The organism is Methanothermobacter thermautotrophicus (genome assembly GCF_014889545.1).
Lineage (GTDB): Archaea > Methanobacteriota > Methanobacteria > Methanobacteriales > Methanothermobacteraceae > Methanothermobacter > Methanothermobacter thermautotrophicus_A.
This window is the reverse complement of the sequence record NZ_QKOF01000006.1, coordinates 306,268-330,852: the sequence shown is the minus strand read 5'-3', so window position 1 is coordinate 330,852 and position 24,585 is coordinate 306,268. Positions and strand designations below refer to the sequence as shown.

General features: G+C 49.2%; 26 protein-coding genes. 11 read left to right on the top strand and 15 right to left on the bottom strand.

The window, feature by feature from the left end; translation table 11 throughout:
* Nucleotides 1-18 precede the first annotated feature (18 nt).
* A complete protein-coding gene (locus DNK57_RS06140) occupies nt 19-1,245 on the bottom strand; it encodes a molybdenum cofactor synthesis domain-containing protein (protein ID WP_192962117.1) in 1,227 nt (408 codons plus the stop codon).
* Between the two features lie 140 nt (nt 1,246-1,385).
* On the opposite strand from DNK57_RS06140, the gene eif1A reads away from it, so the two are divergent.
* The 8 genes from eif1A to DNK57_RS06100 all read left to right on the top strand — a co-directional run bounded on the left by eif1A (nt 1,386) and on the right by DNK57_RS06100 (nt 9,712).
* Nucleotides 1,386-1,685, top strand: coding sequence for a translation initiation factor eIF-1A (gene eif1A / locus DNK57_RS06135; protein ID WP_010876635.1), 300 nt, complete (start codon nt 1,386-1,388; stop codon nt 1,683-1,685).
* An 11-nt stretch (nt 1,686-1,696) separates the two neighbouring features.
* Nucleotides 1,697-2,509 carry a serine protein kinase RIO gene (locus DNK57_RS06130; RefSeq protein ID WP_192962116.1) on the top strand — a complete coding sequence of 271 codons (813 nt, stop codon included), beginning with the start codon at nt 1,697-1,699 and terminating at the stop codon, nt 2,507-2,509.
* Nucleotides 2,510-2,695: 186 nt separating this feature from the next.
* Nucleotides 2,696-3,262 (top strand): KH domain-containing protein, encoded by a 567-nt coding sequence (locus DNK57_RS06125; RefSeq protein ID WP_115892039.1) that lies wholly within the window; start codon nt 2,696-2,698, stop codon nt 3,260-3,262.
* Between the two features lie 191 nt (nt 3,263-3,453).
* Nucleotides 3,454-5,028 (top strand): DNA topoisomerase VI subunit B, encoded by a 1,575-nt coding sequence (gene top6B / locus DNK57_RS06120; RefSeq protein ID WP_192962115.1) that lies wholly within the window; start codon nt 3,454-3,456, stop codon nt 5,026-5,028.
* Nucleotides 5,021-6,082 (top strand): DNA topoisomerase IV subunit A, encoded by a 1,062-nt coding sequence (locus DNK57_RS06115; protein WP_192962114.1) that lies wholly within the window; start codon nt 5,021-5,023, stop codon nt 6,080-6,082. The genes top6B and DNK57_RS06115 overlap by 8 nt, the downstream gene beginning before the upstream one ends.
* Before the next feature lie 400 nt (nt 6,083-6,482).
* Entirely contained in the window at nt 6,483-7,496 is a 1,014-nt protein-coding gene (locus DNK57_RS06110) for a phosphorylating glyceraldehyde-3-phosphate dehydrogenase (RefSeq protein WP_192962113.1), read from the top strand.
* 19 nt (nt 7,497-7,515) lie between these two features.
* Nucleotides 7,516-8,355: a deoxyribonuclease IV gene (locus DNK57_RS06105; RefSeq protein WP_320056875.1), complete on the top strand. Its 840-nt coding sequence runs from the start codon at nt 7,516-7,518 to the stop codon at nt 8,353-8,355.
* A 241-nt stretch (nt 8,356-8,596) separates the two neighbouring features.
* A complete protein-coding gene (locus tag DNK57_RS06100; protein ID WP_192962111.1) occupies nt 8,597-9,712 on the top strand; it encodes an AAA family ATPase in 1,116 nt (371 codons plus the stop codon).
* 62 nt (nt 9,713-9,774) lie between these two features.
* Here DNK57_RS06100 and hemA read toward each other — a convergent pair whose 3' ends face one another.
* From hemA to DNK57_RS06030, 14 genes are all read right to left on the bottom strand, one after another.
* On the bottom strand, nt 9,775-10,974 hold the full coding sequence (gene hemA, locus DNK57_RS06095) for a glutamyl-tRNA reductase (protein ID WP_192962312.1): 1,200 nt from the start codon (nt 10,972-10,974) through the stop codon (nt 9,775-9,777).
* Nucleotides 10,971-11,588, bottom strand: a complete 618-nt coding sequence (locus DNK57_RS06090; RefSeq protein WP_226891100.1) for a precorrin-2 dehydrogenase/sirohydrochlorin ferrochelatase family protein — start codon at nt 11,586-11,588, stop codon at nt 10,971-10,973. Before DNK57_RS06090 ends, hemA begins: the two co-directional genes overlap by 4 nt.
* Nucleotides 11,589-11,599: 11 nt before the next feature.
* Complete coding sequence (locus DNK57_RS06085) at nt 11,600-12,067, bottom strand: methanogenesis marker 9 domain-containing protein (protein WP_192962109.1); 468 nt, start codon at nt 12,065-12,067, stop codon at nt 11,600-11,602.
* A gap of 131 nt (nt 12,068-12,198) precedes the next feature.
* Nucleotides 12,199-13,791 carry a methyl coenzyme M reductase system, component A2 gene (atwA, locus tag DNK57_RS06080; protein WP_192962108.1) on the bottom strand — a complete coding sequence of 531 codons (1,593 nt, stop codon included), beginning with the start codon at nt 13,789-13,791 and terminating at the stop codon, nt 12,199-12,201.
* Between the two features lie 93 nt (nt 13,792-13,884).
* Nucleotides 13,885-14,661 (bottom strand): MJ0144 family RNA dihydrouridine synthase-like protein, encoded by a 777-nt coding sequence (locus DNK57_RS06075; RefSeq protein ID WP_320056874.1) that lies wholly within the window; start codon nt 14,659-14,661, stop codon nt 13,885-13,887.
* Nucleotides 14,662-14,671: 10 nt separating this feature from the next.
* On the bottom strand, nt 14,672-15,421 hold the full coding sequence (locus tag DNK57_RS06070) for a GTP cyclohydrolase III (protein ID WP_192962106.1): 750 nt from the start codon (nt 15,419-15,421) through the stop codon (nt 14,672-14,674).
* Nucleotides 15,418-16,323: a 2-phospho-L-lactate transferase gene (cofD, locus tag DNK57_RS06065; RefSeq protein ID WP_192962105.1), complete on the bottom strand. Its 906-nt coding sequence runs from the start codon at nt 16,321-16,323 to the stop codon at nt 15,418-15,420. Before cofD ends, DNK57_RS06070 begins: the two co-directional genes overlap by 4 nt.
* A 40-nt stretch (nt 16,324-16,363) precedes the next feature.
* Entirely contained in the window at nt 16,364-17,122 is a 759-nt protein-coding gene (locus tag DNK57_RS06060; RefSeq protein ID WP_192962104.1) for a coenzyme F420-0:L-glutamate ligase, read from the bottom strand.
* Between the two features lie 13 nt (nt 17,123-17,135).
* Entirely contained in the window at nt 17,136-17,741 is a 606-nt protein-coding gene (gene purO / locus DNK57_RS06055; protein WP_192962103.1) for an IMP cyclohydrolase, read from the bottom strand.
* Between the two features lie 47 nt (nt 17,742-17,788).
* The gene (locus DNK57_RS06050; RefSeq protein ID WP_192962102.1) at nt 17,789-18,178 is read right to left on the bottom strand and encodes an ExbD/TolR family protein; all 390 of its coding nucleotides are present in this window, start codon (nt 18,176-18,178) and stop codon (nt 17,789-17,791) included.
* A gap of 4 nt (nt 18,179-18,182) precedes the next feature.
* Nucleotides 18,183-19,022, bottom strand: coding sequence for a MotA/TolQ/ExbB proton channel family protein (locus DNK57_RS06045; RefSeq protein WP_192962101.1), 840 nt, complete (start codon nt 19,020-19,022; stop codon nt 18,183-18,185).
* A 236-nt stretch (nt 19,023-19,258) separates the two neighbouring features.
* Nucleotides 19,259-19,879, bottom strand: a complete 621-nt coding sequence (gene rnhB, locus DNK57_RS06040) for a ribonuclease HII (protein ID WP_192962100.1) — start codon at nt 19,877-19,879, stop codon at nt 19,259-19,261.
* A 32-nt stretch (nt 19,880-19,911) separates the two neighbouring features.
* Complete coding sequence (locus DNK57_RS06035; protein WP_192962099.1) at nt 19,912-20,982, bottom strand: rod shape-determining protein; 1,071 nt, start codon at nt 20,980-20,982, stop codon at nt 19,912-19,914.
* Between the two features lies 1 nt (nt 20,983).
* Nucleotides 20,984-21,622: a hypothetical protein gene (locus tag DNK57_RS06030; protein WP_320056873.1), complete on the bottom strand. Its 639-nt coding sequence runs from the start codon at nt 21,620-21,622 to the stop codon at nt 20,984-20,986.
* A 181-nt stretch (nt 21,623-21,803) separates the two neighbouring features.
* Here DNK57_RS06030 and DNK57_RS06025 point away from each other — a divergent pair, with 181 nt between their 5' ends.
* Genes DNK57_RS06025 through DNK57_RS06015 form a run of 3 tightly spaced genes read left to right on the top strand, consistent with a single transcriptional unit; the run spans nt 21,804 to nt 24,542 of the window.
* On the top strand, nt 21,804-22,475 hold the full coding sequence (locus DNK57_RS06025) for an archaetidylserine decarboxylase (protein ID WP_320056872.1): 672 nt from the start codon (nt 21,804-21,806) through the stop codon (nt 22,473-22,475).
* 39 nt (nt 22,476-22,514) lie between these two features.
* Complete coding sequence (locus DNK57_RS06020; RefSeq protein WP_192962096.1) at nt 22,515-23,213, top strand: archaetidylserine synthase; 699 nt, start codon at nt 22,515-22,517, stop codon at nt 23,211-23,213.
* Nucleotides 23,214-24,542, top strand: coding sequence for a DUF515 domain-containing protein (locus tag DNK57_RS06015; RefSeq protein WP_192962095.1), 1,329 nt, complete (start codon nt 23,214-23,216; stop codon nt 24,540-24,542).
* Nucleotides 24,543-24,585 lie beyond the last annotated feature (43 nt).

Sequence of the window (24,585 nt, the reverse complement as noted above, 5' to 3'; positions counted from 1 at the left end):
TCACAGTGAATCCTTTAACTACCGGTTTTCAAAGAGGACAACTTCAACCTCCTCTCCCTCACCTATGATCTCAACGTTCTTGGGGACCTCAATGTAGCCATCGGCCCCTGCCAGGGCTGCCACCGCACCCGAATCCTTGAATATGGGGTGTGCATAATCACCATTCACCCTCACAAGGGCATAGTGAACACGGCCCCTTGATGAGTGGAGCCTATCTGCAAGTTTAAGGGTTTTAACCTGCCCTGATGATGCCTTTTTACCTGAAAGTTTCCTGAGGAATGGTTCTATGAGTGACATGAAAACTATGAGTGCTGATACAGGGAAACCCGGGAGTCCAACAACAATTTTATCATCAACCACCCCGACTATGGTGGGTTTACCAGGCTTTATTGAGATACCATGGATAACCACCCGGCCCAGTTCATCCAGGACCTCCGAAAGTATATCTCCTGGCCCTGCAGAGGTCCCCCCGGATGTTATGACTATGTCAGCCTCCTCAAGGCCCCTGAGGATGGCATCCCTGAGCTCTCCATAGTTATCCCTCACTATACCACCATTTTTAACAGCACAGCCAGCCTCCTTCAGGGCGGATGAAAGACCCATAGAATTTGAATCAAATATTTTACCAGGTTCTAAATGTCCTGAGGGGTCAATGAGTTCATTACCTGTGGATATAACATATACAGATGGCTTTGAAACCACATTGACCCGGGTTATCCCTGCAGCTGAGAGTGCTGCTATTTTATCGGGTGAAAGTAGGGTTCCAGCCCTGAGGAGGATGCTTCCAGCCCTTATATCAGATCCCCTTGCAGCTATGTGCTGTGATGGGTACGCTGGCCTCTGGATGTAAACCAGGTCACCGTCCTCCTCAGTATACTCCACCATGACCACAGCATCTGCACCCTGAGGTACAGGAGCCCCTGTACTTATCCTTGTGCACAACCCCTCAGCGACCTCAAGGGAAGGTACCGATCCAGCCTCAACGGTCTCAATGCACCTCAAGGTGGCAGGGTTCTCCTCGTCCGCCCCGAAGGTGTCCTCAGCCCTCACAGCGTAGCCGTCTCTGGAGGCCCTGTCAAAGGGTGGGAGGTCCAGCGGACTTTCAGTGTCATCAGCAAGCACCCTTCCAGCAGCATCCAGTATATCAACGGTTTCAGTGCCCTGGCTGTAGAGTTCATTGAACAGTTTCCCTGTTATTCTCCTGGCATCATCCAGATCGATTATCTCAAGAAATTCAACACCCATCAAATCACCGCGAATCTAGTCTCCTGAGCAATTTATTTATATCTGCATGGGTAATAAATTATAATGTCTATTTCTTTGATTGCTGGATATCCAATTCCATTAAAATCAAAGTTAACCAACGAAAATCAGGAGGAGAGTATTTGAGTAGAGGACATCAAACACAGGAAGTCAGGCGTGTTAGGACCCCGAGGAGGGGTGAGATACCTGGAGTTGTTGAACAGATAATGGGCCACGGAAAACTGAAGGTGAGATGTGCCGATGGCCATATAAGGCTCGGTCGTATCCCAGGGAAGATGAAAAAGAGGATATGGATACGTGAAGGGGACGTGGTCCTTGTTAAGCCCTGGGAATTCCAGAGCGAAGAGAAAGCAGATATCGTATGGAGATACACCCGTACAGAGTCAAACTGGCTTGAAAGGAAGGGTTACCTTAAACTCTGAAGTTGATTTTAATGGACCCCCAGGAAACAGAAAAGGCTCCTGAGATCAGGGCCCTTAAATCCAGGGCAGTCAACAGGGTTGATTCTGATCTTGGCCGGATGGAGGCTGTTAAAAGATTAAAGGGTGTTGAGGACCGCCGGGTCGGTAGCGAGGTCTTTGATGAGCTGACCCTGAAAACTCTCTACAAGCTGGCGAATTCAGGTTACCTTGCTGTTCTCAACGGTGCTGTGAGTACCGGGAAGGAGGCCAATGTCTTCAAGGGCATCACAGACACCGATGAATTCGTTGCAGTCAAGATCTACAGGGTGGCCACATCCGACTTCAAGAAGATGCAGTACTACATCCAGGGGGACCCACGATTCAAGGTCAGGACAACTAACAGGCGGCAGCTGGTCCAGGCATGGGTTAACAAGGAATTCAGGAACCTTAAGAGGGCCCTTGAGGCAGAGGTCCGTGTACCGGAACCCGTCACTGCAAGGGACAATGTGCTCCTAATGGAATTCATAGGGGAAGATGGGGTTCCAGCGCCCACCATGAGGGACGCCCCACCCGAGGACCCCGAGGAAGCCCTTGAAACAATACTTGAATACATGTACCGCCTCTATAATGTGGCCAGACTTGTGCATGGGGATCTATCATTCTTCAACATACTCAACCATTGCGGTGAACCCGTAATAATAGATGTATCCCAGGCAATGGTACTCGAACATCCCCTTGCCGGCGAACTCCTTGAAAGGGACATAGAGAACATGGTACGTGACTTCAGGAGGATAGGGGTTTCTGTAAGTGCAGATTATATGAGGGAAAGGATAACTGGAAAGTAAATTATAACAGACAGCCCCCGGGGGGAATAAGGTAACATATATACATGCAAAGACCATTATGATGGTGGAGGTCCCTGCCAGGTAATAAACAGTGAATCATGGACACGAAGCCCCTGATAATCATCAGAATCATAATAACCAGGAAAATATAATCCATAAACTATTTATTTCATTGAGGTGAATGAAATGCCTGCCGAAGAATACATTAAAATACCCCGTGAGAGGGTTGGAGTTTTAATAGGCAAAAATGGTGAGGTTAAGGCAAAGATAGAGCGCCTGACCCAGACTGAACTGGAGATTGACAGTGAAACCGGTGCAGTTACTCTCATACCACAGGATGAACTTGATGACCCGCTCTCACCATGGAAGGCCAGACACATTGTAAGGGCCATAGGGAGGGGTTTCAACCCGGAGGTTGCCCTGAGGCTCCTTGATGACGATGTAGCCCTGGACGTCATCAAGATAACCGACTATGTCGGTAAATCCAAGAAGGCCATTGCAAGGCAGAAGGGTCGTGTAATCGGCCGTGAAGGGATAACAAGACGCATAATCCACGACATGACAGGAGTGGACATATCGGTCTACGGCAAGACAGTCTCGCTCATAGGAGAATTTGAGAAACTTGCTGTTGCCAGGGAAGCCGTTGAAATGATACTTAATGGCGCAAGGCACAAATCTGTGTACGCATTTCTTGAAAAGAAGAAGCAGGAACTGAAAATGAAGGAGTTTCAGGAAGGCGCTAAATTAATGTAAACTCCACCATAATCCTAATTTTTATGGGTTTTAACTTCAATTATTCTAATGATACCCTCCAAACTGCATCTTCTGTAATAGTTACATATAGGAGTATAAGTTTATATGCCATGAATTACACATATATAGATATGAACATGGCAGTCCCCATGTATTAATCCCATGAAAAAATCTTTAAAGGAGGCGAATTTTTGGCTAGGCAAGCTTTGGATCTCTTTGATGAAGGATTCCAGGAACTCACCCCCTCAGAATTCTTCAGAAAAAACAAGCAGATGCTTGGTTTTACCGGGAAAATAAGGTCACTCACAATAGTCTTCCACGAACTCATAACCAACAGCTTTGACGCTGCCGAAGAGGCAGGTATACTCCCTGAAATCAAAATAGACCTCAAGAGGATAGGGAAGGACCACTACATACTTAGACACCAGGACAACGGGCCAGGTATACCTGAAAAGTACATCCCAAAGGTCTTCTGTACCATGTTCGCAGGGTCAAAGTTCAGGAACATCCAGTCCAGGGGACAGCAGGGACTCGGATGCAGTGGCTGTGTGCTTCTATCACAGATGACCACAGGTAAACCCGTGAAGGTCATCTCGGGTACAATGGAAAACGGAGAACTCAAGGGAGTCAAAATGACCCTCAAGATGGACGTTAAAAAGAACCAGGGCCTCATACTCGAAAAGGAGGAGGTCGAAGTCGATGGTACCGGTGTCTGCATAGAACTCCACTTCAAGGACGTCTCCTACTCACTCTCAGAACAGGGAGCCTACGAGTACATAAGGAGGACAATGATAGCCAACCCCCATGCAAGGATAATATTCAATGACCCGACAGGGAACCGTTACGTCTTCAACAGGGCGTCAGACGTCATCCCCCCAATGCCCAAGGAGGTCCCCCCCCCCCCGGGGGGTGTCACCGCCGATGACCTCATATTCATGGCAAAACACACCGATAAAAGGCGATTCAGGAGCATGCTGACAAGCAACCTGTCAAGGATGTCCTCCAAGAAGATCAAGGAACTGGAGGAACTTACAGGAATAGACCTCAACAAAAGACCAAAGGACATGAAGTGGGAGGAGGCAGAGCAGATAGTTGAAGCCTTCAAGAAGATGAAGTTCATGTCACCACCAACCTCAGGCCTCATACCCATAGGAGAGGAACAGATTGAGAAGGGTATGAAGGAGATACTCCAGCCAGAGTTCACAGCCACGGTAACAAGGAAACCAAAGACCTACCGTGGGGGTATAGCCTTCATAGTTGAGGCGGGTATCGCCTACGGTGGAAACTCAGGAAGACTGGTCGGTGATCAGAGGAAGGCTGAGATAATGAGGTTCGCCAACAGGGTACCCCTCACCTTCGACGCCGGAAGCTGCGCAATAACAGAGGGCGTTAAGAGCCTCGACTGGAGGCGTTACGGTATAAGGGACCTTGAAAATGCACCCATAAGCATATTCGTCAATGTGGTGTCAACCAACGTCCCCTACCTATCAACCGGTAAACAGAGTGTGTCACCTGAACCCGAGATACTCGGAGAGATCAGGCAGGCCACCATGATAGTTGCAAGGAAGCTCTACAAGTACCTCAGGAAGAAGAAGGCCGCCAAGGAGGAGGCCCAGAGGGCAAAGATCTTTGAGACCTATGTGCCCGTAATCATAAAGCAGGCCGCTCTCCTTGCAGAGAGGGAAGAACCAGATTACAGAGAACTGCTCGACACAGTTACAAGAAGGGCGAAACTTGAAATTCTGGGGGAATCACTGAATGAATAGAAGAGAGATAGCCATTAACAAACTCAAAAGTCTTGGAGACGTTATACTCGATGATGTGACCCGTGGTAGGATCCCCAGGATAAAGGTCCCCTCAAGGGGTACATCCAACATAATCTACGATGAAGATAAGAGGCACTACGTCCTTGGGGACCGCTACGGTACACGTTCAATGGGTAACGTTAAGCAGATCAAGAAGATAGGGCAGATGCTCTACACAGCCAACTTCTGCAAGGACCTCGTTGCAAGGGAGAAAACAGCCACCCTCAGGGAACTCTACTACATCTCCGAGGGGTGGGAGGTGGACTTTGCAGACCAGCAGGAGTCCAACATCGTTGGAGAGGACCTTGAGGTTACCCTGGGTATGACCAGGGAGGAACTCGGCCTGATGCCCGAGGAGGATGGGGCCTCTGTCTACGGAGCCCTGACCGTCCGTGAGGGTGATATAGAAATAGACGCCCTCAGATCAGGTAAATCAGGCTACAACATATCCCCAACCATCGATGAAGTTGAATTTGTTGACCATGATGTTGAACGAGTCATTGCAGTTGAGACAATGGGTATGTTCCACCGTCTCGTTCAGGAGAAGGCCTACAAGAAGTTCGATGCCCTCATAGTGGGGCTGAAGGGTCAGGCCGCAAGGGCGACAAGGAGGTTCATCAAGAGGGTCAACGAGGAACTGAACCTTCCGGTTTACATCTGCAACGACGGAGACCCATGGGGATTCCACATCGCCATGGTTATAATCTCAGGCAGTGCAAAACTCGCCCATGTAAACCATCAGCTTGCAACCCCAGATGCAAAGTTCCTGGGCGTAACTGCAAGTGACATAATAAACTATGACCTTCCAACTGATCCACTCAAGGATATCGATGTTGTGAGGCTCAAGGAGCTTCTCCACGACCCAAGGTACAGGGATGAGTTCTGGAAGACAGAGATCAGGAAGATGCTCAAGATCGGTAAGAAGGCAGAACAGCAGTCATTCTCAAAATACGGTCTTGAGTATGTTGTGGACACATATCTTCCAGAGAAGCTCGAGGCTGTGGAAAACCAGTAGCCTGACAGCCTAATTTTTTATTTTAAATTCATTATCTTTTCTATTTTAATTGCCGGTAGCAAGGATCAGATAATACCTGCCACCGGCTATGAAAACATATCAGCAACAACTATCCACTGATCTGATACCCTCACACCTCTTTCTGGAGTTAAACATCAACTCAAAACATTTCTCTAAATCCTGTTTTCACTGGAAGATCCTCCTGCCTATCCTTTTCCGTAGGAAGGCATTGAAAGACACTGAAAATTATCAGGGAGGTCCTCTAATCCCGGATCCTCAAGCCAATGCATTTTAGATAAGTATATAAAATAATCCATGAAAAAATAGTATCAGTTAATAATTAAACTCAAAGAGGTTTCCCTGGAAACACTGCTTTTCAGGGAATAGGAGGTTTTTTTAAATGATATCTGTAGCCATTAACGGGTATGGGACAATAGGAAAGAGAGTTGCTGATGCTGTAGCTGCCCAGGACGACATGAAGGTCGTTGGTGTCAGCAAGACAAAACCTGATTTTGAGGCAAGGGTTGCAATAGAAAAGGGATATGACCTCTACATCAGCATCCCTGAACGTGAGAATCTCTTTGACGAGGCAGGCATACCTGTGAGCGGTACCGTGGAGGAGATGCTGGAGGAAGCCGATATAGTGGTCGATGCAACACCTGAGGGTATAGGTGCAAAGAACCTTGAAATGTACAGGGAAAAGGGTATAAAGGCCATATTTCAGGGCGGTGAAAAACACGACGCCATAGGACTATCCTTCAACTCCTTTGCAAACTATGAGGAATCACTTGGAGCAGACTATACCCGTGTGGTTTCATGCAACACGACAGGACTCTGCAGAACCCTCAAGCCCATTGATGACCTCTGTGGCATAAAGAAGGTAAGGGCTGTTATGGTGAGGAGGGGTGCAGACCCTGTGCAGGTCAAAAAGGGGCCGATAAACGCAATAGTACCAAACCCCCCAACGGTTCCATCACACCATGGCCCGGACCTCAAGACCGTCATGAAGGGTGTTAACATCCACACGGTGGCCCTCCTGGTGCCAACAACACTGATGCACCAGCACAACATAATGGTTGAACTGGAGGACCCTGTTGAGGCCGATGAGATAAAGGCCCGCCTGGATGAGACCACCAGGGTCATGCTTGTCAGGGCCTCCGAGGGTCTCGCATCAACGGCTGAGATAATGGAGTATGCCAAGGAACTTGGAAGGTCAAGGAACGACCTATTCGAGATACCTGTATGGGAGGAGTCAATAAACGTTGTTGACGGGGAACTCTTCTATATGCAGGCCGTCCATCAGGAGTCAGATGCTGTGCCTGAGAGTGTGGATGCCATAAGGGCACTCCTCGAGCTCGAGGAGGACAACATGAGGTCCATCATGAAGACCAACAGGGCCATGGGTATCCTCTAATCATCCCCCCTTTGGAGTGGTGCTGCCTTTGATAAGGGTTGGCCCCGCAGGTAACCCTGTTGGTTACCGTGGGAGCACAGTCAATGTCTTCGGCAAGATCAGGGCCATGGGACTGGACGCCTACGAGTACCAGGCAACCTATGGCCTGAGGTTAAAGAACGAGAACGCGGTCAGGATCCATGAAAACTCAGTGAAGAATGATGTTCTTGTCTCGATGCACGGACCATACTATATAAACCTCTCATCGGCCAAGAAGGAGACCGTTGAAAAATCCATTGAACGCCTATTTGACTGTGTAGTTACAGGGAAACTGATGGGGGCCTACAGGATCGTATTCCACCCGGGTTTCTATGGTGAACAGGGAAAAGCAGGGGCCCTCGATCTATGCAGGAGGGCGCTTGGTGAGCTCATTGAACGCCTCCATGGTGCAGGGATCAGGGAATTCACACTCGCACCCGAGACAACCGGTAAGAGGTCACAGGTGGGAAGCCTCGATGAGATAATAAAGCTTTCAGAGGAATTCGATGAGGTCATGCCCACAATAGACTTCGCACATATACATGCAAGGGGTGGTGGATGTATAAGGGACGCCAGAGGTTACATGGAGATACTTGACAGGGTCGAGTCAAGACTCGGATCCCATCAACTTCACTGCCACTTCACAGGGATAGAGTACACCGACGCCGGGGAGAGGAAGCATCACAGCCTCTCCGAGGGCTACGGGCCTCCAGTAGAACCCCTCATAGAAGTTCTTGTAGATGGCGGCTGGGAAGCCACCATAATCTCAGAGACACCCATGAAGGACGCTGATGCCATGAAAATAAAGGCCATCATCAATGAATACTTGAAGAGAGAATAGAGCTTGTATCCAAGGGATCTCATCAAGTCTCCCTGAGTCGTGAGCCAATGAATACCTGAAGAGAGAATAGAGCTTCGAAAATAGGTAAGGGGGTAGGTGACTCATTAAGCCATGCACACAATTATCTATCTTTCTGAAAACCTAAAGGTTTATACAGCCACGCGCACAATTTATCTATGATGAGTTTATTTCTGAAATATGTCACAGTATCAGAATTTGTTTCTGAAGAACAGGTGATGTGGTGAAATTCAACAATATAATCTATGACCCCCAGGTATCCGATAAAAAGTTTCCAGTGCAGACATCAGACCCTGAAAGGGAGGCGAAACTTGTTGTGCTGCAGCCAGTTGGATACCCCTTTGTATGCAACCTCATGGATGCTCCAAGGATAGACGCCGTTAACAAGGAGCTCTTTGAGATATACGCCAGGGACCAGTGGGAGGGCTTCAGGGCAGCTGAGGGTTCATACCTATTTGACCAGAAACTTCTCCCAGATTATGCCTTCAAGATAATAAGGGCCCATCCTGACGGCTCAAAGATAACCAGAAACACCTCAATAATACTCCTCGAGAACGAGCGGGAGGAATTCCATGAGATCAGAAGCAGCATCACCATGGATGACGTCATCGGACAGGAGGACGCCAAGATAAAATGCAGGATAATCATGAAGTACCTTGAAGATCCTGACCGCTTCAGGGACTGGGCGCCCAGGAACGTCCTCTTCCATGGAAGCCCTGGGACAGGTAAGACCATGCTCGCAAAGTCCCTTGCAAATGAACTGAAGGTCCCCCTCTACCTCATAAAGGCCACGAGCCTCATAGGAGAACATGTGGGTGATGGTGCAAGACAGATACATGAGCTATATGAACTCGCATCAAAGACAGCCCCCTCAGTCATATTCATAGATGAAATGGACGCCATTGGCCTTGACAGGAGATATCAGTCCCTCCGTGGAGACGTATCAGAGGTAGTAAACGCCCTACTGACAGAGATGGATGGTATAAACCAGAACTGGGGCGTTGTAACAATAGGGGCCACCAACAACCCTGAACTACTTGATAAGGCCATAAGAAGCCGTTTTGAAGAGGAAATTGAGTTCAAGCTGCCGGATGATGATGAGAGAAGACTGATGCTTGAGAAGTACATCGAAACCATGCCCCTCCATGTTGATTTTCCTGTTGACAAACTTGTAAAGCTCACCAGAGGAATGTCCGGGAGGGATATAAAGGACAGGGTTCTTAAGACAGCCCTCCACAGGGCCATAGCAGAGGACAGTGAATCTGTTAGGCCTGAACACATAGAGTACGCCCTTAAGGAGCGTAAGGTCTCAGGCGAACCCAAACACATGTTTGCCTGAAAAAATTTTTTTATTTAGAGAGCCTTCTAAGACCACACATAAAGAATTTCATTTAAGAATACTTATTTTAGATTCCTGCAGTTAAAGAGTTCCGCGCACATGCTCAAAAAGTTATCATCACCCCTCTCAGCCGCCTCACGGATACTGATGGCTATATCATGGAATATCTTATCCACTATGGACCGGCTGAGACCATCAATAACCCTCTCAGGGTCAGAGGAGTTCATAATCTTATTAAGGGCCCTTTCAGCCTCACGCCTCCGGATTAACTCCATGTTACCCCTCACCTCTGCAAGGAGTGGTTCAACCTCCAGGTGCTTGAGGGAACTCAGGAGGAGCTTAAGTTCACTTTCAACAATTCTTTCAGCCTCCTTCGCCTCGGCCTCCCTCCTTCTCCGGTTCTCTTCCGCCACACCCCTGAGGTCATCGATTGTGAAGAGTCTGATGCCAAGTTCCCTCACTGATTCCTCTATGTCACGTGGGTTGGCTATGTCCACCATGACCACGGATGATCTCCTCTCTGGTGGTATTGCATCCCTGACACGTTCACGGGTCAGTATGTGGTGGGGTGATCCTGTGGCGCTTATAATGACGTCCGCGTCCCTGAGGGCCCTGTTGAGTCTGTCGAAGTGTATAGCATCCCCACCGAGTTCACACGCCAGCTGGTAGGCCCTCTCATAGGTCCTGTTGGCCACCATGATTGCGCTGAGGTGCTTCTCTGCAAGTGCCCTTGCAACCAGGGTCCCCATTTTACCGGCCCCTATGACAAGGACCTTCCTGCATTTCAGATCCCCCTGTATGGATTCTGCAAGGTCAACCGCTGCTGATCCTATGGAAACAGAGCCCCTGTTTATCTGAGTCTTCCTCCGGACTGTCTGCCCCACATGGACTGCCTTGGTGAACACCATGTCAAGGACCGGGCCGCAGGTCCCCTCACGTAGGGCCTGAACCCTTGCAGCCTTTATCTGGCCGAGTATCTGGTCCTCCCCTATTATCATGGATTCAAGACCTGATGCAAGTCTAAGGATATGACGGAGGGCATCTTCGTCCCCTTCAACTGTAAATCCATCGAAGTCAAATCCTTCAGGTATATACCTGACTAAAATGTAGTATTCGATGCGGTTGCAGGTCCTTATCGGGACCTTCTCCATCACAACTCCCAGGGACTCAAGTTCATCCACAAGTGCCTGCATCCTCTCATGGGAGGACTCCATGGTCTTCACATCGGATGTCTTGTGGTCCAGCCTTATGTTGAGAATCACCTGCAACCCCCCACCATATCCCTGATTATGATTTCAGCCCTTTCAATTGCCCCATCAAGGTCTCCCCCTTCAATCATCTCCTTCACCAGGGGATCCTCAGAAATTTCATAGAGTATGCGGCGCCTCTCCCTGTGATCACATGTCTCCGCCATTAGAACCCTCCTGGCCCTGTCCTGGACCTCGATCATGAGAAGGTCCTCAGGGTTGATGGCCTCCTGGATCCTCTTCCTCAGATACCTTGCCATTAGGGGGCTCCTTGTCCCTGTGAAGATCGAGACTGAAACATCTCCAATGCTGAAGGTGGCAGGGACCACAACATTGCCCCTTGAGGGTTCATCTGCCCGGTTTAGTAGTTTACCATCTGCAAGACGGGTTACCCTCTCATTCAGGTCCTCATCTGCACTTGCAGCCACAATGAGGTCAGCCCAGTCCACCCAGTACTCAAGGTTATCCCTACCTGCATGGATGGTTCCCTCAATTTCTGATGTGCCTATAACAGCTACCTCTGCTCCCGCCTCAAGGAATCTCTCAGCCCTCCTCCTCCCCACCGCACCGGAGCCTACGATGAGGACCCTTCTACCATCCATGTCTATGTAGAGGGGTGTGAGGGACATCATATCATCCGTCAGAGGGACTTCATTCTCAGTATCTTCATCGCAGTCCTGAGGTCGTTGCCTGCCTCCTCAAGGGCCTTCATGGCCTCCTCGGGGGTTACATGGAATGCATCTGCCAGGGCCTTCACGCTCTCGGTGTCAGGTGCTGATGTGCCCACGAGTTCCTCGGAGAGTTTCTTCTTGAGTTCCATGTACTCCTCTGTGGTCATGTTTATCCTCTTCATGGCCATGTCCCTGAGGGGGCATGGTTTTGATGGCTTGCAGCACCATACCAGGGACCCGAAGCATGTCCCCTGGCCCTCGCCGAGCCTTGTTCTCTTTGCGAATGACTCCTTGATTTCAATGTAATCCTGGGGTGTGAGTCCTGCCTCCTCAAGGGCTATCATTATGGGGCAGGGTTTAACCGGTGGGCAGCAGAAGGTGAGTGCCCTCTTATCACCACCCCTGCAAACATGGGATGGTGCATCGCTCCATACCAAACAAAGTCCTCCTTTATTAATTATATTTATTCAATTAATAAGACGTCATGGTTGACAGATACTTTTAATGCCTTTAATTACAGTTTAATAAATAATTTTGGTAATAAATTGTCCCAGATCAGGGGGGTTATCTACTCCCTGAGCATCTTGCTCTTCTCGTCTGGTGTGAGGTCGCCGACGATTGACTCGGGGTCACCTGTCTTCAGAATCCTGCCACCCCTCATGAGGGATGCCCTGTCACATACATCCAGTACAAAGTCCATGTCATGGGATATTATGAGGAAGGTCTGATTAAGTTCCTCCCTTGCCTTGAGGATGGAGTCTGTGACCTGCACCCTGGTTATGGGGTCCATTGTACCTGTTGGCTCGTCAAGTATTATTATGCGGGGCTCCTTGATTAGGACCTGTGCAAGGGCCACCCTGTGCCTTTCACCACCTGAGAGCTCATCAGGATACTTGCTCAGGATGCTCTCGGCGTATTTCTCGTCGAATCCGACAGCCTTCAGGACATATACAGCCTTCATTCTGGCGAATTCAGCTGGAAGCTCCAGACTTATGGCCTCTGTGAGGTTGCCAAGGACATCCCTGTGGGGGTAGAGGCTGTACTCCTGGTGGAGTATCCCAAGGTAGGGTGTTACACGGCCACGGCCGAGGGGACCCTTCTCTGTCATGTCAATCCATTCATCACCGAGCCTGACACATACCTTCCCGCTGCTGGGCTCTGTGATGCCTATTATTATCCTTGAGAGGGTTGTCTTCCCTGCCCCGCTGAGGCCCACAACACCGAAGATCTCTCCCTCATAGACCGTGAGGTTAACGCCATCAACTGCCTTAACAACACCCCTGTCAATGGAGTAGTAGTGTTTCTTGACGTCAATCATCTTTATTATGGGGTTCTTCTGTTCGAATTCCTTGGCCTTTTCAGGGGCGGGTACCTGTTCCATGAACTTGGCGACCACTGCATCGGGGTCTCCCTCCTCAACAATTTCACCCTTCTCGATCCATATGGCGTAGTCTGAGAGGTCGCTCATAACCTCTGGCCAGTGGGAGGTTATGATCATAGTGATGCCCTTGTCCTTGACGCCCTCAATGAGTGCGTCGTGTATCAGTTCCGCTGTCTGGGGGTCCAGTGTACCTGTTGGTTCATCGGCCAGGAAGAGCATGGGCTCCTTTGCAAGCTGTCGTGCCAGTACGACCCTCTGTTTTTCACCGCCACTAAGGTCCCTTGCAATGTGGGTTATCCTGTGGCTCATCTGGGTCATCTCAAGGAGCTCAAGGGCCCGGTAGAGGGCTGTCTCATATTCAACTTCGGGCATTGATTTTATGACGTTATCAATTACTGTGTCATCCTCGTAAAGGGCGAAGGTCCTCTGCAGCATGATGGCTATCCTTCTCCTAACCGCAGAGAATATCTTCTTGTCACAGTTCCAGAAGTCGACCTCCTGCAGTGCGAAATTTGATCCGCATGAGCATTCCCTGCCATCAAAGGATGGTGGCTCCACTCGAAGGCATTCAGGACATATGGCGACGTTGTAGATCACGCGGCCACTGTCAGGCCGGTACTCCTTCATACCACGGAGCATGTTGATGAGAACTGATTTTCCGGCTCCACTCCTTCCGAGTATGCCCAGAACCTTGCCCTCATCGATTTCTACGCTGATATCCCTCAGAACCTCAACACCCTTAAACTTCTTTGTGACATTTTCCAGCTTTATGAAAGACATTTGCTCACCCTCAGCTACCAGAATTAACATCGTCAGTAAACATGAATCTGTATATTCTTTTGATGAAGGGACTATTAAAATTTTCCTAAATTTTTAGTCTGAATTAAATTTAAGTTCCCTGAGATCGAAGCCGAGTCTGCCGGATATTGCTGCCCTTGCAACGGACACAGCATCAGCTCCGGCTGCAAGCATTGCCCTCGCGGATTCGAGATCCCTCACCGAGTTGTTACCTATGAGGACGGAGTCCCCCTTGACCTCTGAAACTGTAGATACGAGTTCAAGGTCAGCCCGATCCTCCCCGTGCTTCATTGCATCGAGGTGGATGTAGTCGACCCCAATGTCAGCCAGCATCTCAACCACCATGACGGTTTCAACTCCAGGTACATTTCCACGTATCTTGACTGAAACCTGGGATCTGGCCTTCCCCTTGACCTCAGCTGTGAAGTCCTCCAGGAATTCAGGGTCAAGGAGCATCGCCTGGCCGGCCCCTATCTCTGTTATCTCTGGCTGTCTGCAGTGTGCATTGATCTCAACAACATCTACAGACTCAATTGAGGATATATCAACTATCCTTTCAGGTTCAAGGGCCCTGAGATTCACTGAAACCCTCACATCTGAGTGTTCCCTTATCCTTAAGGCCTCATGCTCGATGATTGACCTCAGTTCAGAACAGTCAAAATCAAATTCAGGTCTGCCCCGCTGAGCTATTAGCCTGCCGGCCCTTGAGGTTTCTCTATCTGCATTGTAACCTCCAAGGGTGACCATATCGAATCCATAGGGGATAAGCTTCAGACAGAATTCCGCGTCACTTATTCCTGCCATGGGGGCTAGGACCCTTATAGTATCAGCAACCCTGATTTTATGAGGCATCAAAGGGCAATTACTCCTTCATCACATGGACAAGGTCATAGGTGAAGCCGCCCCTTATCTCCTCGAGGGCCAGGTCAGCCAGGCCAGCAGCCTTCTCGGCTGTTGGGGCCTTACCTATACCTGCCTTAAGTGCCACGTTTATTTCATCATCTATCTCATTGATTATCCGTAGAAGCCCCTGAGGTTCAAGGCCATTGCACGGGGACATGAAGTTGTCTCCCCCTATGAAGAAGAGAAGGGCTCCCTCATTTATCAGCTTCTTCATCAGGAAGTGCTGAACCCGGTTCACGATGAAGGATGTGTCATAGGCAGGTACAATATCGGTCATTGTCTCTGTGATGCCGTTGATATCGATGTGGGCTATCTGCACGTAACCCTCATCCACAAGACCGTCAATGGCAAGGACCTCCTTCCTCTCCTCTGACTGGGCACCTCCATGACTCTGAAGAGCCCTTGAAGCGTTCCTCTGAGCATCGTAGGGTGTCTCAGCGGCACCAACACCCATGCTAACGGTTATCGGGTACCTGTTGCCTATGGACTTCTGTATCTTGCGGTGGTCCTCGAGGTCCATCCCATTGGTAACTGCAAGCATGTTATCGAATCTTGTGAAGAACACCAGCCCCTGGTGGGCAGCGAACTGGCGCTGAAGGTCAGCGTAGAGTTCTGCCTGCAGTATCTGGAGATCAGCCTCATTACGGGGGGTTGGTGTGACTGTCCATGGCCCATAGTTGTCTATCTGAATTAAGGTCATCTGTATCATAATATTTCACCCAAAAGTATTCTGGCCAACATTATTTTATCCCCTATGTTTTTCATGTTGGTCTTTGTTATCGTCACCTCTTTTATTAGTTTTTCTATTTCCCCCCTGAGACCTGAATCGGTTTCATCGATTACCAGCCTGTCAAGGAAATCTCCATAGATCTCTGCAACACCGAGACTTGAGGCCTCATAGCCCTTAGCCTCCATGAATTTGCCGGCTGGACCGCTGAAGGGTCTCCCGCCAGTAAAGGGGGATACGGCAGATACATTCACCCTTTTGAGTGAATCAACGACCCCCTCCATCTGTATGATTGGCCCTATGGATGTGACAGGGTTTGATGGGCCAAGTATAACCATGTCTGCCGATTCAATGGCATCAAGTACACCTGGGGCGGGTTTAACCCTGCTGAATTTCACATCAATGACAGCCGGTTCAGATCTCCGCTCAACAAGGAACTCATGGAACTCCATATCACCCTCGTCGGTGACTATCACTATGTCAGATTCCTCATTGCTCATGGGCAGAACCCTTGATTTAACTCCCAGGGCCCTGGACTGTACCTCAACCACCCTGTGAAGGGGCATCTCCCCCATGAGGATGGTCTTCTGTATCTTAAATGCCCTGTCCCTGTCCCCTATCCTCAGGAGTTCAGGGCATCCGAGTTCCCTGAGGGCCTCATGGGTGATGAAGGTATCACCCTCCACACCATACCATGTCTCCTCATTGATGATACCCGCGAGGGTGTAGAGAACCGTGTCAATGTCAGGGGCTACATAAACTCCGGAAAAGTAGCCGTTCTCAACTGTGTTCACTATAACTGTTATCTCCTCGGGATCAACGACCCTGACGAGCCCCTGCAGCAGTTTAGGTGTTCCTGTACCTCCTGATAGAACAGTTATCATTGATTAACTCCCAAAAGGCAATTTTCATTCCTACCTTGGATCAGTCCCTGAAAGCGTCCATTTCCCTTGGCCTTAAGAGTGGTTTGATGCCTCCAGAGGATCTCAGGTGCCCCCAGGGGTAACCCCTGATAATAACGGCTGGTACGCCTTCATCTGCCTGACCCATTACAAGGGATGCCGCAGCTGCAAGTTCATCTGCAACTGCAACCCTCGTTGTCTGAAGGCTCCTCCCATAGAGGTCCGTCTCACCCTTCCGGTCCCATAGGGGTGAAAGACCCGCGACACCCACAGCAACCCCTACAGCGCCCTCCCTGAAGGGCCTTCCCTGGGTGTCAGATATTATGACGGCAAGTTCCCTTCCGGTGGCCTCCTTCAGTGTTTTCAGAATCCTCTCTGCACTCCCATCTGGGTTAACTGGGAGGGGTGTTGCAAGGCCATCGTCAACGTTGGACTCGTCAATACCGGCGTTTGCACACACAAAACCGTGGCGGGTCTCAGAGACTATAAAGTCATGGCCGATCCTGATTATTTCACTGGACTCCCCCAGGATCGCTTCAACGAGTGATGGGTCCTTACCGGTTCTCTTTGCCATATCCAGCGCCCTGGAGGATGGTTCGATTCCTTCAAGGTCTATTATGTTGCCCTCTGCCTTCGACACTACTGTCTCTGCGATCACGATTATGTCGCCATCAAGGAGATCTTCACCGGTCCCTCTTAGGGCATTGATGATGAGACATGCTATGTCATCACCCTCCCCCACCAGGGGCATGCCCTCCACTCCAATTAAGGTTATTTCCATTCAAGCACCCTTATTACTCCCTTGCTGCCAGCTTCCATCCGTCACCGACATTGAATGCAGCTGCGGCTGTAATCGGGTGGGTGAAGGAGGCAAAGACCCCCCTGTTGAGTATGAATTCAGCTGCCTCCTCCGGGCTTCCTGCATCGAATTCTGTGGGTGCTGGCTCTGTCTGTTCATAGGTGGAGATGTACATTGCTGTGTCCTCAGGGACCCTGCTAACCCTTATTCCGTCTGCAGTCACTATGCCTATGAATGCCTCTGATCCGTTGATTGCCGCTGCTATGCGTGGTGTGTTGAGTTCATCCTTCTCATAGTCCATTGCAAGGAGTGAAAGGCCTATGGCGTCCCTCAGGTTCATGCCAAGAGCCACCTTATCTGCAATGGTGTCTGTATGGGAGCCGTTGGATACAACCGCAGTATCACCAACTATCCTTATGCAGTTGTAGGCTATGTATGGGTTCCTGAAGACGTCCCCCTCATGTCCCTCAACAGGGACAACTGCCACCCTATCCTCATGTATGCTGGTTGTCCTGTTGGGGAATGATCTGCTTGAAACCCTGTATGCCACAAAGGAGCCCTTACTGTTTCTTCCGACTGCAAGTATTCTTCCAAGATACAAAAAAACCACCACTTCAAATTTTTTTTATGTGAACATGAAGGCAATGACTAGGAGGGTGTCCTCACAGCCATTTCAACTGGAAGGTCAGGGGGTGTGGTTATTATTATGGCCCCCTCCCTTGGCCTTATTATTATTTCCCCCTCATCTATGACCCTGGTGTGGACGGCAACCGCACCGTTCCTTATGCGGTCCGACATGTCAACGCCGTTCACGGTGACCCTCCTGAGGCCTGCCACCGGGATGAGGTAGTACTCTGAGGGCCCTGTGTTCTCACTTATCTCAGGTTTTCCAGATGCCTCTCCAGCCCCCCCTCCAGAGAATGTTGCTGTTACAACGAGGAAGATCAGTATTGTGAAGAGTATGTCAATGAAGGGAACCATGTTGAATCTGGGCTTCCCGTGTACCTTGTTCCTGTACCTTTCTGTATCAAGAACCATCCTATCACTGTCTCAGCTTACTTTCAATGATCTCGGCACTCCTACCGCACCTTTCAATTATAATGTTGTTTATGCTCTTCTCAAGCATGCTTGGCTTGAATGCCACCACCAAATTGGCATCGGGTTCATCAACGACCCGGACACTCACCACGCCATCGGATTCCATGAGGGCCTTCACCACGTCTTCCACATCATCATCAACCCTTATCCTCATAACAGCGTAGCCCCAGTTTGTCATCTTCTTTATGAGCTCAATCTTGTCTATCTCATCATCGATCTTTCCTGTTATGTATGAGTACAGTGGCATCAGGATTATGGCAACGGCGAGTCCGAGTATTGTTGTTATCAGGGCCACATAGATACCCTCAGCCATTGCAGCAGGGTCGGCGTTAACCCCCAGGGCCCTGAAGGTGTACCATATCCCTATAACCGTCCCTATCAGACCCAGCATGGGGGCCACCTCTATGATTGTCCTCAGGGTCCCGAGGCCCCTGGTCATGTTGCTCATCTCCACGATGAACACCCGTTCCATGGCATCTTCAACCTCTGAACGGTTACGGTACCCTATTTTAAGGGCCTCTGATATTATCTTGGATACGGGGTTCTGGTACTGGCCTATCTCTCTGAGGGCCTCCAGGGCCCCGCCCTTCTCCATGGACTCATTGACAGCCCCTATTATCTGGGGAGTGCTTACACGTGAAATCTTCCTCAGGTAGTGTATCTTCTCAAGTGCTGTGATGAATCCATAGATTCCTATCAGTGCTATGATGTAGGTGATAACACCACCACTACGGAACATCTCAAGCACTGTGCCGAAAAAGTTGATAACCGGATCGAGAAACATTTTTCTGCCTCACCTGATGGGATATTATAATCGATGTCTATTTAAGAATAGTGGTTTCAATCTAGTGCTGCGAAGGACACTGTGCAATCACGACACTGCTGAAGGCAAGATTAAAGAAATAGATATTGGCCCCAAGGTCCTAGAGTCGCCAGCAAAAACAATATACTTGACATAATTGGCCTTTTAATTGAATGTTCATCCCCTAAAATCTGCCATAACCCCCCAGGGCACTTCATTCACTGCTTCTTCCTCTGAACTGTTGCCCAGGACCTCCTTACAAACCCTGGCAGTTCCTCATATGTGAAAGATTCTAGGAATTTCCTTGTGCGCGGGTCAGCCGGGTAACCGGACCCAATATCACCGAGTTTCCTGTTCTTCTTCTTTATTTTCTCTATTTCAAGGTCCCTTTCGACTTTGGCCATTATGGATGCTGCAGCCACGGGGTAGTACCTTGTATCTGCACCATGCTCTGCAGTGACCTCAATTTCCCCGAAGTGTGACCGGATCTCCTCCTCAAGCCTCTCTGGCTTAACATCCACCGAGTCAATGATCACACGGTCAGGCCGGGCCTCTGCTATTATCCTCTTTATGGCTATCTTCTCTATCTCATTGAGGTTGAAGCCCATTTCACGCATTCTGTCAATGTCAGAGGCCGAGATCTTAACCGTGAATACCCTGGATATTCTCCTTATCTTCCTTGCAAGGAACCGTCTCCTCTCTGGTGTGAGCTTCTTGGAGTCCTTCACACCCATCTTGCGGAGTATGGAGAACTTCCTCTCAGGGATCATCACACCAGCGACAACCAGGGGGCCTATCACCGGTCCCCTTCCAGCCTCATCAATCCCGAGAACCTTCATCCGCTCGAGGCCCCTTCAAGTCTAAAAAAATATTATTTCATGGCCTTGAGCCTTACCTCTGGTTCGAGGGCCCTTGGCTCTGCAGCAACTATCGCGGCTCCCTTGGCAACCACCGTCATTGGGTCATCTGATATCTCCACAGGGATACCCACCTCATCGTAGATCCTTTCCTTAAGACCCCTCAGCTGTGATGTTCCGCCAACAACCACTGTCTTGTTGTAAACCCCGGATATGAGTTCGGGTGAGAGCCTCTCCAGGACCTCTGCGATGGAGTTTACGATACCCTTCACAACGGGTTCAGCTGCCTCTGCAACCATCTCTGAATCGATTTCAACCTTTTTGGGTTTGTTGGTTTCCATGCACTTTCCTATGACCACTGTTTTGAGGTTTTCAAGGTCCTCATCGCATTTGACCATTCCGACCTCTATCTTTGCCTTTTCTGCTTCATGGATGCCTATCTCAACATTGAATTTATCCTTAACAAGTTCCACTATGTTGCTGTCTATGTCGTCTCCACCAACCCTTATTGTCTGGATATCAGTTATCCCGCCGAGGGATATCACCACGATGTCACTTGAACCGGCGCCGATGTCAATCACCATGGTCCCTGATGCCTCGGCTATTGGAAGACCCGCCCCTATGGCTGCTGCAAGCCCTTCACTTATAACGAGGACGTAGCTGGCTCCGGCCTTCCTTCCTATCTCCTCAACGGCGTTCCTCTCCACCTCTGATGCGTCGCCGGGTATGCCTATAACTATCCGGTCTATGGAATCAGAGTCACCGGCACCCAGCTCCATTGCATAGACCAGCAGGGCTTCTGCCTGAGCCACACTCTCAATAACGCCCTTCCTCAGTGGTCTCACTGCAACTATATCCTCAGGGGTCCTCCCTAGCATCATCTTTGCCTCTTCACCAACTGCAAGGACATAGGATGGGTCATCCTTCTTGACAGCCACCACAGATGGGATCTTGTAGATATCAAATTTATCCCCTGCCGGCTTGGCAACGACAGTGTTGAGTGTACCCAGATCTATCCCGAGGGTGTTGGTGATGGCGCTCTTCTTTTCAGGTTTTTCTTCAGATTTCTTTCCAAATGAAAACATGTCACTCCTCCTCAAATATGTCTTTAAAGTCAACTGCAAATATGTTGTTACGGGATGCTATTTCAGCTATCCTCTCAACGTCCCCCCTTTCATGGACAGAGATGAGAAGTGTTACAAGTACAACGTCTGTAACCTTGAAGAGGGGGTCTATGATGTTCCTTATTACTGCAGGAAGCTTCTCTGTTAGATAAACGTCAGTCTCGATGAAACCGCTTGTTTTATCTTCAAGTATGAAGGAGAAACCCACATCGTTCTTTTCAGCTTCACCTGCAAATTTCTTCATATAGTTCTCAGGTGCAACAAGAAGGACAAGGTTGGGTTCATTCTCAACGTAGTAGGGGGCTATCTTAATGTAGGCTCCCCCCTTCTCCTTACAGATAAGTGAAAGGTCCCTTATCTTGTTGCTGTCACCATAAAGCATGATTAGGTCGAACCTCTTCCTTAAGAAGGAGTCTCTGATGGTAACGTGTTCCCTGAAGACTATCCTTACAAGGTCCCTTGATGATATTGCCTCATATGCCACAGAGTTAACCATATCCTCATTACCTGCAATGACACACCACAACCTATCTGAACTCTGGGCCGTTGAGACCTGTGCCGCCTTTCTGAGAACCTTTATCTTACTCTCTATCATCACCATCACATCTACCAGAAGGAACTCATGAATGAAGTTCACCCTCTCAGAGGGAAGTTAATCTTTAACTTGGATTACATTTACTCTTCAGTACATGAGTATATATATCTTTCACCAGAATATTCACATTCTGAGATTCTCACATGGCCCATGGAGAAAACCATGTGAATCCTATCCAGATGTTCAGGTGAGTTATTTGTTTGTAAAGGGTGTTACAAAGAGGGTCAGCTTCCTTGTGAGTGTGGCGACCATTCCCCTGCTACTTGGTTACCACGCCATAAGCATACTCATGTTCACGTTTATAGCCTTCATGATGCAGTTCTTCAGGGACCCCGAGAGGACACCCCCCTCTGATGAGAACCTCATTGTTGCCCCAGCCGATGGGAGGCGCCTTTCAGGTAAGATAGACAGGATAGAAGTGGTTGGATCAGACTACCCCCTCATTGACAGGATATTCCCTGATGGGGGTGGTGGTATCCTCATAAGTACCTTCATGTCACCCTTCGATGTCCATGTTAACAGGGCCCCTGTCTCTGGTAGGGTTGTATACACCGAGCATGTTGATGGAAGGTTCAGAGTGGCCCGTTCGAAGATACTGACTGAAAACGAAAAAAACTTAATTGTGATAAAAACAGATTATGGAAACGTTGGTGTTGTCCAGATAGCGGGCTTCGTTGCAAGGAGAATCGTGCAGTACGTTGAAGAGGGTGAATATGTGGAGAGGGGCGACCGTATAGGTATGATAAGATTCGGCTCCCGCGTGGACCTCGTACTCCCTGAGAACTGTGAGGTGCTTGTGAGGACGGGTTCAAGGCCCATGGCTGGGGAGACTGCTGTTGCAAGGTTCAATCCAGAGTGAGAAGGTATATGGACTGTGAATATAAGAAGGTGGCAGCTCATGAACGATAAGAAAATAACCTCATTTATAGCCCTTCCCGATCTTTTATCAATGTTAAATGCATCCTCAGGTTATCTTTCCATTCTGCTATCCATTAACGGCGCCCTCAAACCTGCATGCATAATGATGCTCATGGCAGTATTATTTGATTCCCTTGATGGATGGGTTGCGCGGAAAAGAGGAAGAAGGGACATCCACGGATTCGGTAAAAACATGGATTCCCTTTCGGATGTAATCTCCTTTGGTGTCGCCCCCTCAATTCTCATGTATTCAGCTGCTGCTGATTTTCGATATATTAATATATTAGTGGGTCTCTTAATAGTATTATGTGGTATACTGAGACTTTCAAGGTTCAATGTTCTCATAGGGGGTGGGAAGAACTTCACGGGTCTGCCAATACCTGTAGCGGCCGTTATAGTATCATCATTTTATCTCACGGGATTTTACAGTGAACTGAGCGCTGCATCCATAATGGTTTTAGTTTCGGTTCTAATGATAAGCAGCATAGAATACCCTAAGGTGAGTGATAGGGGGGCCATTGTCGCCCTCATACTGATAATCGCAGCCATAATCTCGGTTGCAACCGGAGAAATCCTAGGAGTCGCCAGGGTTGTCGCAGGTCCCGTGGCAATTATACTTTTCATCGCTACTTTGACCTATATTGCAGTACCTATAATATCTAAAAGAGACGTGATCTAGATGCTGGACAAGATTAAGGGTAATGATAGGGAGAAGAATAATCCTCCTGATCTCCGTAAAAATGATAAAGGTAAAGGTGATTCTGACATTGGGGGTAAACTGAAGGGACTTGTGGGTAAATTCAGCGGTGGTGGGTCTGATAAGAAAAAACTCCGCCCCATGCCCAAACCCCGCCCCAGACTGAAGCCTCCTGAGAAGCCAGAAGATCAGAAGGCCCCCAGGAAGCCCCTTAAGGGTGGTGAAAAGCCGCGGCTAGGTAGTGAGAAACCAAGGCCAAGACTCACACCACCCCCCAGGAAGCCAGATGGTCCTTCAGGGGGTATAGGTAGGAGAATACCCGAGGAGGATCAGAGAACCATAATCGGCGCCCTTGTATTCGGGCTCATAATCCTTGTGCTTGCAGGGGCAGGGTACTACTTCCTGGTCTACCAGCCATACCAGGAGACCCTGCAGAATGCCAAGGCAACAAAGATCGCTGAGGTTGACGCCCTCTTCAAGGGGCCCCTTGCAACTGATCCGCAGAAACAGGCCATACTTGCCCAGATAGACGCCGCGGTGACGCCTGAGGAGGCCCTTGCAGTTGATGTTGTGGGGCCAGCCACCCAGTCCTGGCGCACCTATCAGAACCAGCAGATAAACATCAAGAAGGACCGCGTGGGCAGGGTAATGGTGAACTACACCGATAACGATCAGGAAAAGCGTGTTATAATGAAGGTGGACGATGCCAAGAAATTTGTGAGCCAGGCAGATGCAACAGTCCTTGCCAACACACAGATCCAGACACCTGACACGGTTGCAGTCCCCATCATGATAACCAGGCTGCAGGCTGCCGGTGGACTTATAAGTGTTGGGGACATGGTGGACGTCTACCTAAACCAGAATGCGACCGGGAACAACTCATCGCCGGCGGCATCAACACCCCGTATAAGTGGTGCCACTGTGCTTGCAATTCTCCGCTCAAAGGACAGCGGAGCCGTTGATGCACGAATACTGAACACCCAGAGACTGACCCTGAACAGTATAACGTCACAGAGTGAAAACGAGAGGGCCTCATCAACGGATGTTGAACAGCTCTTAAGGGCAGCTGCATCCGGCGGTCTCAATGAGGCAGAGATCAACGCCATACTCCAGAACTATGGTATAAGGCTATCAGATTATGAGAGATCATCAAACCTCGGTGAACTGGACACCAACTACCTCATCATACTGGAGGTTCCAAGGGAGGATGTCCTGTTCCTGATACAGAACATGAACAGCATAATCCTTACAGTGCCAACACAGAATGCACCACAGTGGATGATACAGGAGCTGCAACGTATATACGGTTAATCAAAAAATTTATTAAACTTTTATTTAATATTCTGTGTGGGGA

Excerpts from the sequence above, each read along its gene's own strand:
- DNK57_RS06130 (WP_192962116.1), top strand. The coding sequence starts at position 1,697 with ATGGACCCCCAGGAAACAGAAAAGGCTCCTGAGATCAGGGCCCTTAAA.
- DNK57_RS06050 (WP_192962102.1), bottom strand. The coding sequence starts at position 18,178 with ATGGTTCTTGATACAGAAAGGTACAGGAACAAGGTACACGGGAAGCCC.
- DNK57_RS06015 (WP_192962095.1), top strand. The coding sequence starts at position 23,214 with ATGCTGGACAAGATTAAGGGTAATGATAGGGAGAAGAATAATCCTCCT.
- DNK57_RS06090 (WP_226891100.1), bottom strand. The coding sequence starts at position 11,588 with ATGTCCCTCACACCCCTCTACATAGACATGGATGGTAGAAGGGTCCTC.
- DNK57_RS06045 (WP_192962101.1), bottom strand. The coding sequence starts at position 19,022 with ATGTTTCTCGATCCGGTTATCAACTTTTTCGGCACAGTGCTTGAGATG.
- DNK57_RS06140 (WP_192962117.1), bottom strand. The coding sequence starts at position 1,245 with ATGGGTGTTGAATTTCTTGAGATAATCGATCTGGATGATGCCAGGAGA.
- cofD (WP_192962105.1), bottom strand. The coding sequence starts at position 16,323 with ATGATAACTGTTCTATCAGGAGGTACAGGAACACCTAAACTGCTGCAG.
- DNK57_RS06115 (WP_192962114.1), top strand. The coding sequence starts at position 5,021 with ATGAATAGAAGAGAGATAGCCATTAACAAACTCAAAAGTCTTGGAGAC.
- DNK57_RS06030 (WP_320056873.1), bottom strand. The coding sequence starts at position 21,622 with ATGGTGATGATAGAGAGTAAGATAAAGGTTCTCAGAAAGGCGGCACAG.
- rnhB (WP_192962100.1), bottom strand. The coding sequence starts at position 19,879 with ATGAAGGTTCTCGGGATTGATGAGGCTGGAAGGGGACCGGTGATAGGC.
- DNK57_RS06075 (WP_320056874.1), bottom strand. The coding sequence starts at position 14,661 with ATGCCTCATAAAATCAGGGTTGCTGATACTATAAGGGTCCTAGCCCCC.
- DNK57_RS06125 (WP_115892039.1), top strand. The coding sequence starts at position 2,696 with ATGCCTGCCGAAGAATACATTAAAATACCCCGTGAGAGGGTTGGAGTT.
- atwA (WP_192962108.1), bottom strand. The coding sequence starts at position 13,791 with ATGTCTTTCATAAAGCTGGAAAATGTCACAAAGAAGTTTAAGGGTGTT.
- DNK57_RS06070 (WP_192962106.1), bottom strand. The coding sequence starts at position 15,421 with ATGATACAGATGACCTTAATTCAGATAGACAACTATGGGCCATGGACA.
- DNK57_RS06060 (WP_192962104.1), bottom strand. The coding sequence starts at position 17,122 with ATGGAAATAACCTTAATTGGAGTGGAGGGCATGCCCCTGGTGGGGGAG.
- DNK57_RS06035 (WP_192962099.1), bottom strand. The coding sequence starts at position 20,982 with ATGTTTTCATTTGGAAAGAAATCTGAAGAAAAACCTGAAAAGAAGAGC.
- DNK57_RS06020 (WP_192962096.1), top strand. The coding sequence starts at position 22,515 with ATGAACGATAAGAAAATAACCTCATTTATAGCCCTTCCCGATCTTTTA.
- DNK57_RS06110 (WP_192962113.1), top strand. The coding sequence starts at position 6,483 with ATGATATCTGTAGCCATTAACGGGTATGGGACAATAGGAAAGAGAGTT.